General features: G+C 63.6%; 17 protein-coding genes. 12 read left to right on the forward strand and 5 right to left on the reverse strand.

Annotated elements, in window-relative coordinates; genetic code table 11:
* Nucleotides 1-8: 8 nt before the first annotated feature.
* The 3 genes from G513_RS26160 to G513_RS20620 are packed head-to-tail and all read left to right on the forward strand — an operon-like array spanning nucleotide 9 to nucleotide 2,576.
* On the forward strand, nucleotides 9-125 hold the full coding sequence (locus G513_RS26160) for a hypothetical protein (RefSeq protein WP_245563072.1): 117 nt from the start codon (nucleotides 9-11) through the stop codon (nucleotides 123-125).
* The gene (locus G513_RS0100765) at nucleotides 122-1,729 is read left to right on the forward strand and encodes an acyl-CoA carboxylase subunit beta (RefSeq protein ID WP_022974913.1); all 1,608 of its coding nucleotides are present in this window, start codon (nucleotides 122-124) and stop codon (nucleotides 1,727-1,729) included. Before G513_RS26160 ends, G513_RS0100765 begins: the two co-directional genes overlap by 4 nt.
* A 49-nt stretch (nucleotides 1,730-1,778) precedes the next feature.
* A complete protein-coding gene (locus G513_RS20620; RefSeq protein WP_022974914.1) occupies nucleotides 1,779-2,576 on the forward strand; it encodes an enoyl-CoA hydratase/isomerase family protein in 798 nt (265 codons plus the stop codon).
* A 12-nt stretch (nucleotides 2,577-2,588) separates the two neighbouring features.
* Here G513_RS20620 and G513_RS24515 read toward each other — a convergent pair whose 3' ends face one another.
* Entirely contained in the window at nucleotides 2,589-3,491 is a 903-nt protein-coding gene (locus tag G513_RS24515) for a helix-turn-helix domain-containing protein (protein WP_022974915.1), read from the reverse strand.
* A gap of 149 nt (nucleotides 3,492-3,640) precedes the next feature.
* On the opposite strand from G513_RS24515, the gene G513_RS0100780 reads away from it, so the two are divergent.
* Genes G513_RS0100780 through G513_RS0100790 form a run of 3 tightly spaced genes read left to right on the forward strand, consistent with a single transcriptional unit; the run spans nucleotide 3,641 to nucleotide 5,289 of the window.
* Nucleotides 3,641-4,417, forward strand: a complete 777-nt coding sequence (locus G513_RS0100780; protein ID WP_156891328.1) for a hypothetical protein — start codon at nucleotides 3,641-3,643, stop codon at nucleotides 4,415-4,417.
* Between the two features lie 35 nt (nucleotides 4,418-4,452).
* Complete coding sequence (locus G513_RS0100785; protein WP_022974917.1) at nucleotides 4,453-5,010, forward strand: cytochrome c oxidase subunit 3 family protein; 558 nt, start codon at nucleotides 4,453-4,455, stop codon at nucleotides 5,008-5,010.
* Between the two features lie 3 nt (nucleotides 5,011-5,013).
* Nucleotides 5,014-5,289, forward strand: coding sequence for a cytochrome C oxidase subunit IV family protein (locus G513_RS0100790; protein WP_022974918.1), 276 nt, complete (start codon nucleotides 5,014-5,016; stop codon nucleotides 5,287-5,289).
* 73 nt (nucleotides 5,290-5,362) lie between these two features.
* On the opposite strand, the gene G513_RS0100795 is transcribed toward G513_RS0100790, so the two are convergent.
* Together G513_RS0100795 and G513_RS0100800 are read right to left on the reverse strand one after the other, a co-directional pair.
* Nucleotides 5,363-6,433 carry a 2Fe-2S iron-sulfur cluster-binding protein gene (locus tag G513_RS0100795; protein WP_022974919.1) on the reverse strand — a complete coding sequence of 357 codons (1,071 nt, stop codon included), beginning with the start codon at nucleotides 6,431-6,433 and terminating at the stop codon, nucleotides 5,363-5,365.
* A 128-nt stretch (nucleotides 6,434-6,561) separates the two neighbouring features.
* A complete protein-coding gene (locus G513_RS0100800) occupies nucleotides 6,562-7,095 on the reverse strand; it encodes a MarR family winged helix-turn-helix transcriptional regulator (RefSeq protein ID WP_211219588.1) in 534 nt (177 codons plus the stop codon).
* 318 nt (nucleotides 7,096-7,413) lie between these two features.
* Here G513_RS0100800 and G513_RS0100805 point away from each other — a divergent pair, with 318 nt between their 5' ends.
* Nucleotides 7,414-8,283 (forward strand): ribonuclease T2 family protein, encoded by an 870-nt coding sequence (locus G513_RS0100805; protein WP_022974921.1) that lies wholly within the window; start codon nucleotides 7,414-7,416, stop codon nucleotides 8,281-8,283.
* A 19-nt stretch (nucleotides 8,284-8,302) separates the two neighbouring features.
* On the opposite strand, the gene G513_RS0100810 is transcribed toward G513_RS0100805, so the two are convergent.
* Complete coding sequence (locus G513_RS0100810; protein ID WP_022974922.1) at nucleotides 8,303-8,650, reverse strand: hypothetical protein; 348 nt, start codon at nucleotides 8,648-8,650, stop codon at nucleotides 8,303-8,305.
* Between the two features lie 113 nt (nucleotides 8,651-8,763).
* Nucleotides 8,764-9,498, reverse strand: coding sequence for a class II aldolase/adducin family protein (locus G513_RS0100815; RefSeq protein ID WP_022974923.1), 735 nt, complete (start codon nucleotides 9,496-9,498; stop codon nucleotides 8,764-8,766).
* 129 nt (nucleotides 9,499-9,627) lie between these two features.
* Here G513_RS0100815 and G513_RS0100820 point away from each other — a divergent pair, with 129 nt between their 5' ends.
* Genes G513_RS0100820 through G513_RS0100840 form a run of 5 tightly spaced genes read left to right on the forward strand, consistent with a single transcriptional unit; the run spans nucleotide 9,628 to nucleotide 15,171 of the window.
* Nucleotides 9,628-10,533, forward strand: coding sequence for an acetaldehyde dehydrogenase (acetylating) (locus G513_RS0100820; RefSeq protein ID WP_022974924.1), 906 nt, complete (start codon nucleotides 9,628-9,630; stop codon nucleotides 10,531-10,533).
* A gap of 14 nt (nucleotides 10,534-10,547) precedes the next feature.
* Nucleotides 10,548-11,582, forward strand: coding sequence for a 4-hydroxy-2-oxovalerate aldolase (gene dmpG, locus G513_RS0100825; protein ID WP_022974925.1), 1,035 nt, complete (start codon nucleotides 10,548-10,550; stop codon nucleotides 11,580-11,582).
* Between the two features lie 8 nt (nucleotides 11,583-11,590).
* On the forward strand, nucleotides 11,591-13,297 hold the full coding sequence (locus G513_RS0100830) for an AMP-binding protein (RefSeq protein ID WP_022974926.1): 1,707 nt from the start codon (nucleotides 11,591-11,593) through the stop codon (nucleotides 13,295-13,297).
* A gap of 42 nt (nucleotides 13,298-13,339) precedes the next feature.
* Nucleotides 13,340-14,674: an aromatic ring-hydroxylating dioxygenase subunit alpha gene (locus G513_RS20630; protein WP_051144303.1), complete on the forward strand. Its 1,335-nt coding sequence runs from the start codon at nucleotides 13,340-13,342 to the stop codon at nucleotides 14,672-14,674.
* Nucleotides 14,671-15,171 carry an aromatic-ring-hydroxylating dioxygenase subunit beta gene (locus G513_RS0100840; RefSeq protein WP_022974928.1) on the forward strand — a complete coding sequence of 167 codons (501 nt, stop codon included), beginning with the start codon at nucleotides 14,671-14,673 and terminating at the stop codon, nucleotides 15,169-15,171. The genes G513_RS20630 and G513_RS0100840 overlap by 4 nt, the downstream gene beginning before the upstream one ends.
* Nucleotides 15,172-15,238: the final 67 nt, after the last annotated feature.

Genomic DNA, 15,238 nt, shown 5'->3' on the forward strand with positions numbered 1-15,238 from the left:
GCATGAAGATGGAAACGACGCTGGTTGCGCCACGAGATGGCGTCGTCGCAGCCGTGAACTTTGCTGCCGGCCAGAGCTTCGATCGCGATGCCCTGCTGCTGAGCCTGGAGCCGGTCACCGCATGAAGCGCATCGAATCACAGCTCAACACCGGCTCGGCCGAGTTCCGCGCAAACGTCGCCCACAACCGGGCAATTGCCGATGACCTGAAGGCGCGCCAGCAGGCCGCGCGTCATGAGCGGCCGCAGCGCGATATCGATCGCCTGCGCGCGCAGAAGAAGCTGCTGGTTCGCGAGCGCATCGCGCTGCTGCTCGATCCGGGCACACCGTTCCTGGAGCTTTCAACGCTCGCGGCGGGCGAGGCCTACGACGGCAGCGTGCCGGGCGCCGGCTGCGTGATCGGCATCGGCATCGTTGCCGGCCGTGAAGTGGTCATCAATGCCGGCGATGCCAGCGTCAAGGGCGGCGCCTGGTATCCGCTGACGATCAAGAAGACCGTACGCGCACTCGACATCGCCATCGAGAACCGCCTGCCGGTCGTCCATCTCTGCGATTCCGCCGGCGGCTTCCTGCCCTTGCAGGCGGATTTCTTTGCCGACAAATACGCGGCCGGCCGGATCTTCCGCAACCAGTGCGCGTTATCGAAGATGGGCGTGCCGCAGGTCGCTGTGGTGCTCGGCCATTGCACGGCCGGCGGCGCCTATGTGCCGGCGCTGTCGGACTACAGCGTGATCGTCCGCGGTACGGGCGCGATCTTCCTTGCCGGTCCGCCGCTGGTGAAAGCCGCGACCGGTGAGGAAGTCACCGTCGACGCGCTTGGCGGTGCCGACATGCATACCTCGGTGTCCGGCACGGCCGACTACCCGGCCGCCAGCGAGGAGGAAGCGATCGCCATCGCCCGCGACATCGTCGGCAACTTCGCGAAAGCGGAGAAGACCAAGGTGCAGTGGCAGACGCCCGAGCCGCCGCTGCACGATCCCGAAGAGCTGTACGGCGTGCTGCCGCGCGACATCAAGCAGGGTTTCGACATGCGCGAAATCATTGCCCGCATCGTCGATGGCTCGCGCTTCCATGAATACCAGCCGGCCTACGGCAAGACACTGATCTGCGGTTATGCGCATCTCTGGGGCTACCGGATCGGCATCCTCGCCAACAACGGTGTGCTGTTCAACGACAGCGCGCTGAAGGGCGCGCACTTCATCGAGTTGTGCAACCGCGATCGCACACCGCTGCTGTTCCTGCAGAACATCACCGGCTTCATGGTCGGCCGCGAGTACGAGCAGCGCGGCATCACCAAGGACGGCGCCAAGATGATCATGGCGATGTCCAACGCCACGGTGCCGAAGCTGACCGTGATGTGTCACGGCTCGTTCGGCGCCGGTAATTACGGCATGAGCGGCCGCGCCTTCGATTCGCGCTTCCTGTTCTCCTGGCCGCAGAGCCAGACTGCGGTGATGGGTGCCGAGCAGGCCGCCAATGTGCTGGTCGATATCAAGATCCGCCAGCTGGCGCGCACGGCGCAGAAGCTTGCGCCGGAAGACATCGCGGCGATCCGCGAGCCGGTGCTCGACGAGTACAAGCGCAAGTCCAGCGCGTACTGGTCGACGTCGGAAATCTGGGACGACGGCATTCTCGATCCGGCCGATACCCGCCATGCGTTGGCGATGGCGCTGTCTGCCGCGCTGAACGCGCCGATCGAGGAAGCACGCTACGGCGTGTTCCGGATGTGATCGCTGCGGCCCCGATAACTAGAAGAACACTCAAGGAATTCTGCGAGACATGAGCGATGAAACCAGCAATCTGGTGCTGATCGAAGAACGTCTCGACGGCCGGGTCGCCCTGCTGACCCTGAACCGTCCGGATGCGACCAATGCCATCGACGATTCGATGGCGCTGGCGATCGAAGCCGCGGTGGCACGCGTCAAAGCTTCTCCGCGCGTTGAAGCAGTGCTGCTGACCGGTGCCGGCCGGGTGTTCTGCTCGGGTGGCGATGTCGGCGTGTTCAAGGCCGCGCTCGGCAGCGGTGACGACGGCGAGCTCGCGCGCTTGCTCGATCGTCTGGCCACGCGCATCCACGGCGCGCTGGAAGCTCTGGTCAACGCCGGGCCGCTGCTGATCGCGGCGGTCAACGGGCCGGCGACCGGTGCTGGCCTGGGTTTCATCTGCGCCTGCGATTTCGCTTACGCCAAGCCTTCCGCGACCTTGCGTCCCGGCTTCTCGAAGCTCGGCCTGTCGCCGGACACCGGCACCACGCAGTTCCTGCCGCGCATCGTCGGCGCCCGCAAGGCGCTGGAAATCCTGATCCGCGGCGATGCGATCACGCCGGAGGCGGCGACCCAGCTCGGTATTTTCAACGAAGTGATCGACGGCGAAGATGCCGCGTTCATCGACACCGTGCTCGAACGGATCAAGCCGCTGATTGCTTCCGGTCGCGCGGCCGGTGAAACGCGAAGGTTGATCCGCCAGACGATGTCGCAAGGCCTGCACGAGCAGCTGGCGGCGGAGCAGGCGTCGCTGGTGGCGCTGGCGTCCAGCCCGCTGGTGACCGGGCGGCTGAAGAAAGCGCTCGGGCTCTGAGGGCCGACGAGGTCAACGCTGCTCGCGGAAGCGGCGCGGCGTCGAGCCTGTCAGTGCGTGGAAGGTGTCGGTGAAGTGCGACTGGCTCGAGAAGCCGGTCTCCTGGGCGATGCGGACCAGATCGAACTCGGTGTTCTGTAGCAAGTGCATCGCCGCTGCTACTCGTCTCTGAGTCAGATATTGATGGGTGCTCATGCCGGTCGCGCCGCGGAAGCTGCGTGTGAACCCGGCGCGGCTGACGCCGGCTCGCCTTGCCAGTTCGTCGATCGGCAATGCCCGGCTCAGATTGGCTTCGACGTAAGCGAGCAGATCTGCCAGCGGTGTCGTGCCGATGCGCTGGCCGGCCGTCGCGGCGGCATCGGCGACGTGGCCCGCCGCCGGCAGCGTCTGCGCCTGTTCGGCGAGGTGGCAGAGCAGGGCATCGGCGAGTTTGGCGATGTAGTTCGGCGATGGCGGCTGGGGCGCGCGCGCCGCACGCAACAGCGCTTCCATGCTGGCGGTGACATAGGCGTCGCGGAACGCGAAGCGCGGCATCGTGTGGCTGCCCAGCGAGGGCAGGGCGCCATTGCCGGCCAGACCGTTCTGCAGCGGCACGTGCAGGGTCATGACGTCGATGCTGCCGCCGGTGTTGAAGGCGGCGCTGCGGCCGGGCGGCAGGATCGTCACCAGGCCGGGAATGGAGCAGGCGCGGCTCAGACCCCGCTCGGTCACCGCTCGGACCCGGCGCGAGCCGCCGAGATGCAGGGCAACCACCAGTTCGTCGGTCTCCGGTAGTTCGAAGCCGTCCATGTCCGGCGTGCGCCAGTCGTAGATGCCGATGGCCGATCCGTTGCCCGCTTCGGCAGCGACACCCGGCGCCACGCCGAAGGCGCTGCGGAAGGCTTCTGCGGCGTGCGGTCTGGTCGGCGTCGTCATGGCTTCTCTGCTCGAACCGTGCGTAGCCGATTCTGACATGGCAGCAAGGACGATTCTGATAGACCGCGACCGCGCCGCTGCCGAAACTCCACCTCGGGTCAGAAACCCGACCGACGCCCGGCGCCGCATTCGAACGAGGAGCAAACACGATGAATCCGACACAACCGAATCCCACTGATTACAGCATGTGGAAGCTGATGGCCTGGACCGGCCCGGTCTTCTTCATCGGCTTTTTCTGCATGTGGGGCCTGCTGGCTAGCAATTTCCCGCCGATGGCGGCGAACACCAGCGCCCAGGACATGTGGCAGCACTACAAGGATCTGCAGACGCCGATCATGATCGGCATGTCGGTGTGCATGGTAGTCGGCTCCTGCTACATGACGTTCGGCGCGGCGGTGTCTCGCGTCATGCGCCGCATCGAAGGCGGCGAAGGCATGCTCGCCAACATCGAGATGACCGGTGCAACGATCACCTATTGCCCGATCGTCATCGCCTGCGGCATCTGGCTGACCATCGCGTTGCAGATCGACGTGCTGTCGCCGGAAATGGTCCAGACGATGTACTACCTCGCCTGGATGATCGTCGATCTCGCCTACATGGTGACCAGCTGGCAGATCATCGCCGCCGCCATCGTGTTCCTGCGCGACAAGCGTGAGAAGCCGCTGGTGCCGGCCTGGGTCTGCTGGTGGGGCTTCGTCACCGTGGCCTCGTTCTTCCCGGTGAGCCTGATCCCGTTCTTCAAGACCGGTCCGTTCGCGTTCCACGGCATGTTCAACTTCTGGATCGCGTTCCCCACCTGGTACATCTGGATCGTGTCGATGTCGGTGTTCATCATCAAGGCCGTGAATCGCATCGAGATCGAGGACGGCGCCGCCAGCCCGAGTGCGGTACGTGAGCAGACGGGCTCGCTGATCGGCGCCCGCTGAGGCATTCTCGCTGCATGTCGACTTCTCCCGTTGCAGTGACCCGACGCCTTCCCGGAGTGGAAGGCGTCTGGGTGTTCGTGCTTGCCGACATGTGCTTCTTCGGCGTGCTGTTCGTGTCGTTCATGCAGGAGCGGATCAAGCAGGGCGCGTTGTTCGAAACCGCGCGCCACACGCTGAATCCGGACTTCGGTGGCATCAACACACTGATCCTGCTGACCAGTTCCTGGTTCGTGGTGCTGGCCGTCGATGCCGCGAAGCGTGACCGGATCAGCGCGATTCCGAAGCTGCTGCTGGCGGCGATGCTCTGTGGCATCGCCTTCGGGATCTCGAAGGCGATCGAGTACGGCGGCAAGCTAGCGGCCGGCATCACGCCGATGAGCAATGACTTCTACATGTTCTATTTCTCGCTGACCGGCATTCACTTGCTGCACGTGATCGGCGGTTGCGTGATGCTGACGGTGTTCTGGCTGAAGGCACGCAAGGGCGAGTTCGACAGCCGCAACCTGAAGGTGCTCGAATCCGGCGCCACCTACTGGCACATGGTCGATCTGCTGTGGATCTTCCTGTTCCCGCTGCTGTATTTGCTGAGATAGGTCATGGCGCTGCTGACGAAACCCGCGACCCTGGTCTGGCTGTTCCTGATGGCCGCGACCTGCGTGACCACCTGGGGCTTGTCGAAGGATCAGTTCACCGCCAGTGTAGCGACGCTCTCGATCATCCTGATCGCGGCGATCAAGGTGCGGCTGGTGCTGCTGCACTTCATGGAACTGCGCCATGCGCCTTTGCCCTGGCGGCTGCTGCTCGAAGCCTGGGTACTGGTGGTCACCGGCGCGATTGCCGGCTTCTACCTGCATACCGCGCCTTTGGCCTGATTGACCGATTCACTCGCTGCAACGAAAAAGGCCCGGCTGATTCAGCCGGGCCTTTTTTTGTTGCCGAATTGCACTACGGCATTTTTGCGGAATGACTTTCGTCAGTGAACTTGTCGTAGAAGATGGCATCGAGCTTCATGCCGGCTTCGGTCATGGAGGACATGCCGGCGTCGATCATGCCGGGGGGGCCGCACATATAGCCTTCGGCGGTGGACCAGTCGATATCGGGCAGGGCATCGGTGATGAACTGCGTGACCAGGCCGCGAGCACCCGTCCAGGAACTGTCCGCCGGCTCATGCGACAGCACTGGCAGGAACACGAACTTGCCATTCCAGTTCTGGGCGATCTGCTGGATCTGCTCCAGCCCATAAAGATCGGCTTGCGTCCGCGCGCCGAACAGGAAGGCACAAGGCCGCTGGACGCGATCCTTGCGGCCGGCTTCGAGCACCGATAGCAACGGAGCCAATCCCGAACCACCGGCGATGCAGACCATCGGTGCGGTGCCCGGATGAAGATGGAAATTGCCGTGCGGGCCTTCCACATCCATCGTCACCTCCTTGAACTCACCCTTGAACAGCGCCTCGGTGAACGCCCCGTTCGGCACCTTGCGGATGAAGAACGACACCTGACGGCGGCCATCGCGATCCGGCGCATCGGCAAAAGAATAATTGCGGGCCCGCTGAATGCCCGGCACCTTCAGATTCGCGTACTGCCCGGCCACGAACTTGATCGGCCGATCGAGCGCGATGGTGATCTTGACGATGTCGTGGGTCAGCGTCTCGGTCGCCGAGATCTTGCCGGTGAACGACTCCACCGGTGGCGCATCCAGCGCCTGACTCTCGACTTCCACCTGGGTCAGTGCATCCTTCGGAATCGCCTGGCAGGCCAGGATGAAACCGGCAGCGATCTCCTGCTGCGACAGCGTGTAGCCGAAGTCGGTCAGCGCTGAAACACGACCGGACTTGAGCTTGCACTTGCAGGAGCCGCAGGTGCCCACCGTGCAATTGTGCGGAAACGGCACGCCGTTCTTGAGCGCAGCCTCGAGCATGGTTTCCCCGCTCGGCACTTCGTAGCGCGCACCAAACGGCGCCACTTCCACAAACTTCGCTTCCTTCGCAGCAAACAGCGATTTCAGAAAACCCATGACGCTCTCCGCAAGGCTCCGCGCGACGGGATAGTGCAAGGGGAGCGGAGCAGATGGTATGCAGGCATACGAAGAAGCGCAACGCGTTTTTGCGGCTTTTGCCGTCGTCGACGACGGGCGGTTAACACTCAGTCCTCGTCCAGGGACTGGTTGCCGTTATCTAGGCCCATCCGCGACAGCGAATGCTTGATCTGGCCCAGCAGCCGGGACAGCGTCTGGTGATCGTCCAGGCTGAGTGCGCCGAGCGCGCGCTGGTTGAAACGATCTTCCTCGATGGTCATGGTCTTGATCAGCGGCTGCGCAGCGCGGGTCAGGTAGACGCGCTTGACGCGCTTGTCCAGCGGATCGGCGCGGCGTTCGACCCATCCGCTGTTCTCCAACTGATCGACGACGGTGCCGAGGCTGGCCTTGCCCACTTCCAGCACATCGGCGAGTTGCGACTGCATCATGCCGTCGTGGCGCGACAGATGTGCCAGCACCCACCAGCGAGCGCGGGTGATCTTCAGCGGCTTCATCAACTGGTCGTAAGCCGAACGGCGCAGACGCGACACGTCGTGGATCAGGAAGCCCAGCTTGATCCATTGCCGCGAAAGTTCTTCGCTTGGAGGATGAAGCAAGCTGGCATCGCCAGATTCTTCGCCGGGCAGCGGGGTAGAAGACATCGGCGGCTCGGCTGGGGACAGGGGCGTCGTCGAGGCTTCCGAAGCCTTCGAGGCCTCCGCTGGCGGGGCCTTGGTGTTGCGCGTCCTCATCGCAGGTTTTCCCAATTGAATCGGCAGCGCCTGATGATCCGGTGAGCGATTTCCCGCCACCTGAACTCCCGTCTGAATCATGGCCAACCGTATGGTTCAATACTACAACGGTTCACAGCTGAATCACTTTGCCGAGCGTGCATTTCAGCGTTGATTCGATTGACTTGGGGTTCGCCCCTGGCCGATTCTCCGCGGGATTTGATACGACGCCATACGACAGGAAGCTTGATGAAGTCTCGACTGCTGCTGCGCCCCATTGCTGCCACTGTGCTGACGCTCGCCCTGTCGGCCTGCGGTTTCATCCGCCCTGTTGCCGATCCTGCGACCGAGCAGGCTGCCGAATCTGTCGCTGACCCGGCGGCCAACCCGGCGATTGACGGCCCGGCTGCGGCACCGGAAGCCGCGGCTGTGGAGCCGATTCCTGGTGCTGATGCTGTTGCCACGCCTGACGCAGTGCCGGCTCCTGAAACCGCCGTGACGCCTGAAACGCCAGCGACCCCGCCAGCGGGCGTTCCCGAAACCGTGGTCATCGAAAAGCCGCCGCCGCGCGCGGGCTGGCTCGCCCGCTTCTTCTGGAGCCCGGAATATTGCGACAAGAACCGCGGCAGCAAGGAAGTGCAGTGCGGCGTGCCGCGCCAGGGTTTCGTGCTGCGCGATCTGGTCCACGTCGTCAACGACAAGGACGTCGACGAATGCCCGAATGGCTCGTTGCTGATGTCGCCGGAGATGCTGGCGCAGATGGCTCGCTTCACCAAGAACAAGGTCGAGACGCGCACATCCTGGCGCTTGTATGGCCGCTGCTCGGGACTATCGGAAGTCGATTACGCCTCGTGGTCGGAGTTCGTCGATCGCCGCATGAGCTGGCCTGAGAACCTGGTGCCCGGCGGCAGGGATGTCAGCACCACGGCAGCCGAGATCGTTGCCACGCTGGCGCAGGACAACCCCGGCCTCACCGCCGAAACCGTGGTGCTGCAGTGCAATCGCGCCTGGCTGAAATCCGTCGATCTGTGTCTCGACGAGAACTTCCATTACGACAAGGCTTCCTGCCCGCGGACCAGCAGCTGCGGCAGCAACATCAAGGTGCTTGGCAAGCCTTGATGCTGCTCGCAGCCTGTGGTTAGAACGCCGCGTTGTAGAGCAGATACAGGCCCAGTGCACCGGCGCTGCCGTGCACCGCGACCATGGCCAGCGGCGTTCTGCCCTTGAACAGCACGCGGAACAGCAGCATGCCGCCGATGAAGCCGCCGAGGAACACCACCAACGCCCACCAGGCGAGCGTCGGCGTGGCGTCGCCGCCCTTGAGGTTCGAAGTGAACAGGGTGGCCAGCGCCGCGAGTCCACCGAGGCCGTGAGCGGGCCCCAGGAAACCTGGAATGCGGATACCGAAGGCAATCATGGCCGCCATACCGATACCGCCGGCGGCAATGGCTGCGAAGAAATAGAACGCAATCTGGATCAATGGCATGGCTTGCTTCTCCCTTAGCGCGGCCCGGACTCGATGTCGGGCCTTAGTTGTGATGAAAGGTTGATGCTGGCTGCTGCTGGTCACGAATGCCCCATGCTTTCGCTGGGGCATGCTCAGGTTAGCGGTACGGCCTCCGCATCGCCAAAACTCAGGTGTTCCCACATCCGCTCGTAGACTCTTCCGGCCACTACCTGCCGGGCAATGGTTTCGTCTGCTGTCAGCAGGGTGTGGTCGCCATCCTGGCCCATCTGCATCAGGCCGGTCTCGACTCGTGCAGCTTCCTCCAGGAACCAGGACAGCGCCACCGCTTCGACGATGGTCTTGCCGACCACCACCGCGCCGTTGGCACGCATCACCAGCGCATTGCCCTGGCCCAGCGTGTCGGCCAGACGGGCGGCGGCTGCGTCATCACGCAGCAGGCGGGGGTCATCCCAGAGCACCGGGCCCTGGCCATCCGGACGCGCGAAGTAGGCGCCGAAGCCGTGCCGCGCACGCGGCGTCCGCTTCAGCAGCGCGAGCAGGCCGATCTGCGGCGGCATGATCCGGCACACCGCAGCAATCTCCGGCCGCCGGGCGTAGACCTGCTGATGGATGCGCACCTCGCCAAGCACGCCGTCCGGCAACGGGCCGCTGACCGGCACGACGGTGCCGGCATCGCTAGTCAGGATGCTGCCCATCGGCTTCGCGGCGCAGACCAGGAAATGCTCAGCATCGAGCCGCAGGCTGCAATGGCCATAAGCGTGCACGAGGCCGCCGCGCGATAGCGCGCGGGCGGCGACGCGCAGCTCGGCCTGTTGCGCGGCGCTGGCGATCGGAGCTGGAAAATTCGTTTGTGGCACAGCGGTCATAACCTTCATTTCCTTTCGGGACGGGTGCTTGTGATCGCAACTTACAATCAGTTCAGCCGGAATGTTGAAAGCGCGTCCGAAGCATAGTACGGTGCCTCACGAATTTTGACGATACGGAAGAACAGCCGCGTGAAAAAGATCCGCTGCGCGATCATCGGCCCTGGGAACATTGGGACGGACCTGCTGTACAAGCTGAAGCGTTCGAGCGTGCTGGAGCCGGTGTGGATGGTCGGCGTCGATCCGGAATCGGAAGGCCTGGCGCGGGCGCGGGAATACGGCCTGAAGACCACGGCCGACGGTGTGGATGGCCTGCTGCCGTTCGTGGCCAGCGACAACATCCAGATCGCCTTCGACGCCACCAGCGCCTACGTCCACAAGCAGCACTCCGATGCGCTGACCGCGCTCGGCGTGATGATGATCGACCTGACGCCGGCGGCAATCGGCCCGTTCTGCATCCCGCCGATCAACCTGAAGGCTCATGCCGGCAGCCGGCAGATGAACGTCAACATGGTCACCTGCGGCGGCCAGGCGACGATTCCGATGGTCTACGCCGTATCCCGCGTGCAGAAGGTGTCGTACGCCGAGATCGTCGCGACGGTGGCCTCGAAATCGATTGGCCCCGGCACCCGCAAGAACATCGACGAATTCACCCGCACCACGGCCGCTGCCGTGAAATCAGTCGGCGGTGCCGAACGCGGCAAGGCGATCATCATCGTCAACCCGGCCGAACCACCGTTGATCATGCGCGACACCGTCCACTGCCTGACGGTGGACGCACCGAAGCAGAAAGAGATCGAAGCCTCGGTGCGCGACATGCTCGCCGAAGTCCAGAAGTACGTGCCCGGCTACCGGGTCATGAACGGCCCGGTATTCGACGGCAACCGGGTCACCACCTTCCTGCAGGTGGAAGGGCTCGGTGACTACCTGCCGAAGTACGCCGGCAACCTCGACATCATGACCGCCGCGGCCGCCCGCACCGCCGAAATGTTCGCCGAAGAAATCCTCGCCGGGCGCATCACGCCCGTGGCGGCCTGAAGGAAGCACGATCCATGAATCTCAAAGGCATCAAAGTCAGAACGCATGACATGTCGCTGCGCGACGGCATGCACCCGAAACGCCACCAGATCAGCATCGAACAGATGCAGAAGATCGCCACCGACCTCGATGTCGCCGGTGTCCCGCTGATCGAAGTCACCCATGGCGATGGCCTCGGCGGCGGATCCGTCAACTACGGCTTCGCCGCCGCCAGCGACGAAGACTATCTCCGCGCCGTGATCCCGCTCCTCAAGCAGGCCAAGGTCTCGGCCCTGCTGATTCCGGGCATCGGCACGGTGGACGACCTCAAGGTCGCTGCCGACTGCGGTATCCACACCGTCCGAGTCGCCACCCACTGCACCGAAGCCGATGTCAGCGAACAGCACATCATCGCCGGCAGAAAGCTCGGCCTCGACACCGTCGGCTTCCTGATGATGGCGCACATGTCCGAGCCGGAAGCCCTGCTCAAGCAAGCCAGATTGATGGAAAGCTACGGCGCCCAATGCATCTACGTCACCGACTCCGCGGGTTACATGCTCCCGGACGACGTCAGCGCCCGAGTCGGCCACCTGCGCCAGCATCTCAACGCCGACACCGAACTCGGCTTCCACGGCCACCACAACATGGCCATGGGCATCTCCAACAGCCTCGCCGCGATCGAAGCCGGAGCAAGACGCATCGACTGCGCCTGCGGCGGCATGGGCGCCGGTGCCGGCAACACGCCACTGGAAGTGTTCATTGCGGTGGCCAACCGGATGGGCATCGAGACCGGGGTCGACCTGTTCAAGGTCACCGACGTCGCCGAAGACCTGGTCACCCCGATCCTCGACTTCCCGGTGCGCATCGACCGCAACTCGCTGACTCTGGGCTACGCCGGCGTCTATTCGAGCTTCCTGCTGTTTGCCCGAAGAGCCGAGGCCAAGTACGGCGTGCCGGCCCGCGAAATTCTCATCGAACTGGGAAGACTGAAGATGGTCGGCGGCCAGGAAGACATGATCGAAGACACCGCCATCAATATGGCGCGTGAACGTGGGTTGAGCGCCGCCTGAGCCTATCCGTGACCACGCCGACTGCCACCTTCCGCGCCGCCCGCGATCTGCTGCTGCGCCATCGCGACGACTATGCGACGGCGATGGCCGAGTTCGCCTGGCCGGTGCTGCCTGAGTTCAATTGGGCGCTCGATCACTTCGATGAACTGGCGCTTGGAAACCAAGCCTGCGCGCTGTGGATCGTCGACGAAAGCGGCGCCGAACTGCGGCGCAGTTTCGACGAACTGCGCGTCGCTTCAGATCGCAGCGCTAACTGGCTGCGCAGCCTTGGCGTGCAGCGCGGTGATCGGCTGCTGGTGATGCTGCCGAACCGGGTCGAGCTGTGGGAGATCATGCTCGCGGCGATCAAGCTTGGCGCGGTGCTGGCCCCGGCGACGCAGATCCTGTCGGCGGCCGATCTGCAGGACCGCATCGAGCGCGGCGACATGCGCGCGGTGATCTGCGATCCAGCGAGCCTTGCGAAGTTCGAAGGTATTGCCGAAGGGCGACTGAAGATCGTCGTCGGTGGCGAAGCTCCCGGTTGGACTTCGTATGTCGATGTCAGCAAGGCGTCGACGAACTACCAGCCCGATAGCGTTACCAAGGGCAATGACGCCTGTGTCCTGTATTTCACGTCGGGCACCACCTCGAAGCCGAAGATGGTGCTGCACACGCAGACCAGCTATCCGGTCGGCCATCTGAGCACCATGTATTGGCTGGGCCTGAAGCCCGGCGATGTGCACATGAACATCAGCTCGCCGGGTTGGGCCAAGCACGCCTGGAGCTGTTTGTTCGCGCCCTGGCAGGTCGGTGCGACGATCTTCATCTACAACCAGGGCCGCTTCGATACTGCGAAGACGCTGAACACGCTGGTGCGTTGCGGCGTCACCAGCTTATGTGCGCCGCCGACTGCCTGGCGCTCGCTGATCATCGAAGACCTGAAGGCTTACCCGGTGAAGCTGCGCGAGCTGACCAGCGCCGGCGAGCCGCTGAATCCGGAAGTGATCGAGCAGGTGAAGAGCGCCTGGGGCATCACCATCCGCGAAGGCTTTGGCCAGACCGAATCGACAGCGATGCTCGGCAATCCGCCGGGTCAGCCGGTGCGTTACGGCTCGATGGGCAGGCCGCTGCCGGGCTATGCGATCGACCTGCTCGATCTCGATGGCAACAAGGCGGGCGAGGGCGAGATCTCGGTGCGCCTGTCGCCGCGTCCTACGGCGATCATGGCTGGCTACGCGGGTGATGTCGCAAAGACCCAGAAGGCGCTTGGCGGTTCGCACTACGGCACCGCCGATGTCGCGTCCATCGACGCCGATGGTTACTACTGGTACGTCGGTCGCACCGATGACGTGTTCAAGAGTTCGGACTACCGCATCTCGCCGTTCGAGCTGGAAAGCGCGCTGCTTGAACATCCGGCCGTCGCTGAAGCTGCCGTGTTCGAAAGCCCGGACCCGAAGCGCCTCTGCGTGCCGAAGGCCTGCGTGATCCTGGCGCCGGGCCATGTACCGAGCGCCGATACCGCGAAGACGATCCTGCTGTTTGCGCGCAGCCGTCTGGCGCCGTACCAGAAGGTGCGCATCATCGAATTCTGTGACTTGCCGAAGACGGTCTCCGGCAAGGTGCGCCGCAATGAATTGCGCGCCACCGAAGCGGCGCGTCGTGCGGCCGGCGAGCGCGGCGAACATGAATATCTGGAAGCCGATTTTCCCGAATTGCTCGATGCAAGACGCGTCTGATGTCGAGCTGTGTACTAGCCAAGGTCTGAACTGGAACCTGCCATGAACGCACCCGCCCCCCCCAACACTAGACCGATCCCCTTGTCCGAGCTGCCGGTGGTCTGGAGCGACAAGGAAAAGCACCGTTTCAAGGTTGCGCGGCGCAGCTTCGTCGATCCCGAGATCCTCAAGGCGGAGTACGACACCATCTTCAACAAGTGCTGGCTCTATGTCGGCCACGAGTCGGAGCTGGTCAAGAACGGCGACTTCGTCACCCGCATCATCGCCAAGCGGAGCGTGCTGTTCACCAAGGACGCGACGGGCAAGATCAATGCGTTCTTCAATGCCTGTCCGCATCGCGGCGCGCAGGTCTGTCGCGAGCGCAAGGGCAACGCCAAATCGTTCCAGTGCTTCTATCACGGCTGGGTGTTCGGATCGGATGGCAAGCTGAAGAGCCAGCCGGGCAGCGAGTGCTATCCGGATGACTTCAACGCCGATGGCCAGGCCAATCTGGTGTCGGTGCCGCGCATCGATTCCTATCGCGGCTTCTGGTTCATCTGCTTCGATCGCGAAGTGCAGTCCTTGCCGGACTACCTGGCCGGTGCCAAGGAGTGGATCGACATCGTTGCCGATCAGTCGGAAACGATGATGACCCTGGTCGGCGGCACGCAGGAGTATCAGATCCGCGCCAACTGGAAACTGCTGACCGAGAACTCCATTGACGGCTACCACGCGATCAACACCCATGCGACCTATGTCGATTACCTGAAGAACTCGCAGGGCTCGATGAGCCCGGTGCCGTTCGAAGGAACCGGTTACGACCTCGGCAATGGCCATGCGGTGATCGAGTACCGCGCGCCCTGGGGCCGTCCAGTCGCACAGTGGATTCCATTGTGGGGCGATGAAGGCAAGGTCGAGTTGGAGAAAGTCCATGCCCGCCTCGTCGAACGCTTCGGCAAGGAGCGCGCGGATCGCATCGCGTTCTCCAACCGCAACATGTTCATTTTCCCGAATCTGGTCATCAACGACATCATGGCGATCACCGTGCGCACCTATTACCCGACGGCGCCGGACGCGATGCAGGTATTCGGCTGGGCGCTGGCGCCGAACGAGGAAAGCACCTGGGCGCGCAAGTATCGGCTCTCGAATTTCCTCGAGTTCCTCGGCCCGGGCGGCTTCGCCACGCCGGATGATGTGGAGGCGCTGGAGCAGTGCCAGCGCGGTTTCGAGTCGATGCTCGAAGCGCCGTGGAGCGATATCTCCAAAGGCATGAAGAAAGAGAAGGTCAACTACGACGACGAACTGCAGATGCGTGCCTTCTGGACTCGCTGGCAGGAATGCACCAAGGCCCGTGCCGCAGCCCCGAGCGTGGTGCCGAACCAGGGAGACCAGGCATGAGCCAGCTGACTCTCGCCAACGTCACGCGCGAGCAGGTCGAGGACTTCATGTTCCTCGAAGCGGAGATCCTCGACGAATGGCGTCTGAAGGAATGGCTGACCCTGTTCACGACGGATGCCACCTACAACGTGCCAGCCACCGACGTGCCGGCGAACGCCTCGCCGGACGGCACGCTGTTCTATGTCGCCGATGATCGCTTCCGCCTGGAACAGAGAGTCGAGCGTCTGCTGAAGCGCACCGCGCATGCCGAGTTTCCACGCTCGAAGACGCGCCATCTGGTCAGCAACGTGCGCATTCGCGGCCGGTCGGACAGCGAACTCGATGTCGGCGCCGCGGTGCTGACCTATCGCACCAAGATGGGCCTGACCGAAACCTACATCGGCAGCTATCGCTATCGGCTGGTGGTCGAGGAAGGCCGCCTGCTGATCCGCGAAAAGCGCTGCATTCTCGACATGGACGGCCTGAAGCCCAATGGTCGCATCAGCATCATTCTCTGAGACATGGCCATGAACCTACTGCGCTCGGCAGCTCGGCACCGTCCGGTGCTCGAAATGCTCACGTGCT

It is taken from the genome of Nevskia ramosa DSM 11499, from assembly GCF_000420645.1.
GTDB classification, from domain to species: Bacteria; Pseudomonadota; Gammaproteobacteria; order Nevskiales; family Nevskiaceae; genus Nevskia; species Nevskia ramosa.

Bases quoted from the DNA above. Each gene is read 5' to 3' on its own strand.
- G513_RS0100800 (WP_211219588.1), bottom strand. From the start codon at position 7,095: ATGTCTTCTACCCCGCTGCCCGGCGAAGAATCTGGCGATGCCAGCTTG.
- G513_RS0100815 (WP_022974923.1), bottom strand. From the start codon at position 9,498: ATGACCGCTGTGCCACAAACGAATTTTCCAGCTCCGATCGCCAGCGCC.
- G513_RS0100795 (WP_022974919.1), bottom strand. From the start codon at position 6,433: ATGGGTTTTCTGAAATCGCTGTTTGCTGCGAAGGAAGCGAAGTTTGTG.
- G513_RS0100810 (WP_022974922.1), bottom strand. From the start codon at position 8,650: ATGCCATTGATCCAGATTGCGTTCTATTTCTTCGCAGCCATTGCCGCC.
- dmpG (WP_022974925.1), top strand. From the start codon at position 10,548: ATGAATCTCAAAGGCATCAAAGTCAGAACGCATGACATGTCGCTGCGC.
- G513_RS26160 (WP_245563072.1), top strand. From the start codon at position 9: ATGGAAACGACGCTGGTTGCGCCACGAGATGGCGTCGTCGCAGCCGTG.
- G513_RS24515 (WP_022974915.1), bottom strand. From the start codon at position 3,491: ATGACGACGCCGACCAGACCGCACGCCGCAGAAGCCTTCCGCAGCGCC.
- G513_RS20620 (WP_022974914.1), top strand. From the start codon at position 1,779: ATGAGCGATGAAACCAGCAATCTGGTGCTGATCGAAGAACGTCTCGAC.
- G513_RS0100780 (WP_156891328.1), top strand. From the start codon at position 3,641: ATGAATCCGACACAACCGAATCCCACTGATTACAGCATGTGGAAGCTG.
- G513_RS0100840 (WP_022974928.1), top strand. From the start codon at position 14,671: ATGAGCCAGCTGACTCTCGCCAACGTCACGCGCGAGCAGGTCGAGGAC.
- G513_RS0100805 (WP_022974921.1), top strand. From the start codon at position 7,414: ATGAAGTCTCGACTGCTGCTGCGCCCCATTGCTGCCACTGTGCTGACG.
- G513_RS20630 (WP_051144303.1), top strand. From the start codon at position 13,340: ATGAACGCACCCGCCCCCCCCAACACTAGACCGATCCCCTTGTCCGAG.
- G513_RS0100765 (WP_022974913.1), top strand. From the start codon at position 122: ATGAAGCGCATCGAATCACAGCTCAACACCGGCTCGGCCGAGTTCCGC.
- G513_RS0100790 (WP_022974918.1), top strand. From the start codon at position 5,014: ATGGCGCTGCTGACGAAACCCGCGACCCTGGTCTGGCTGTTCCTGATG.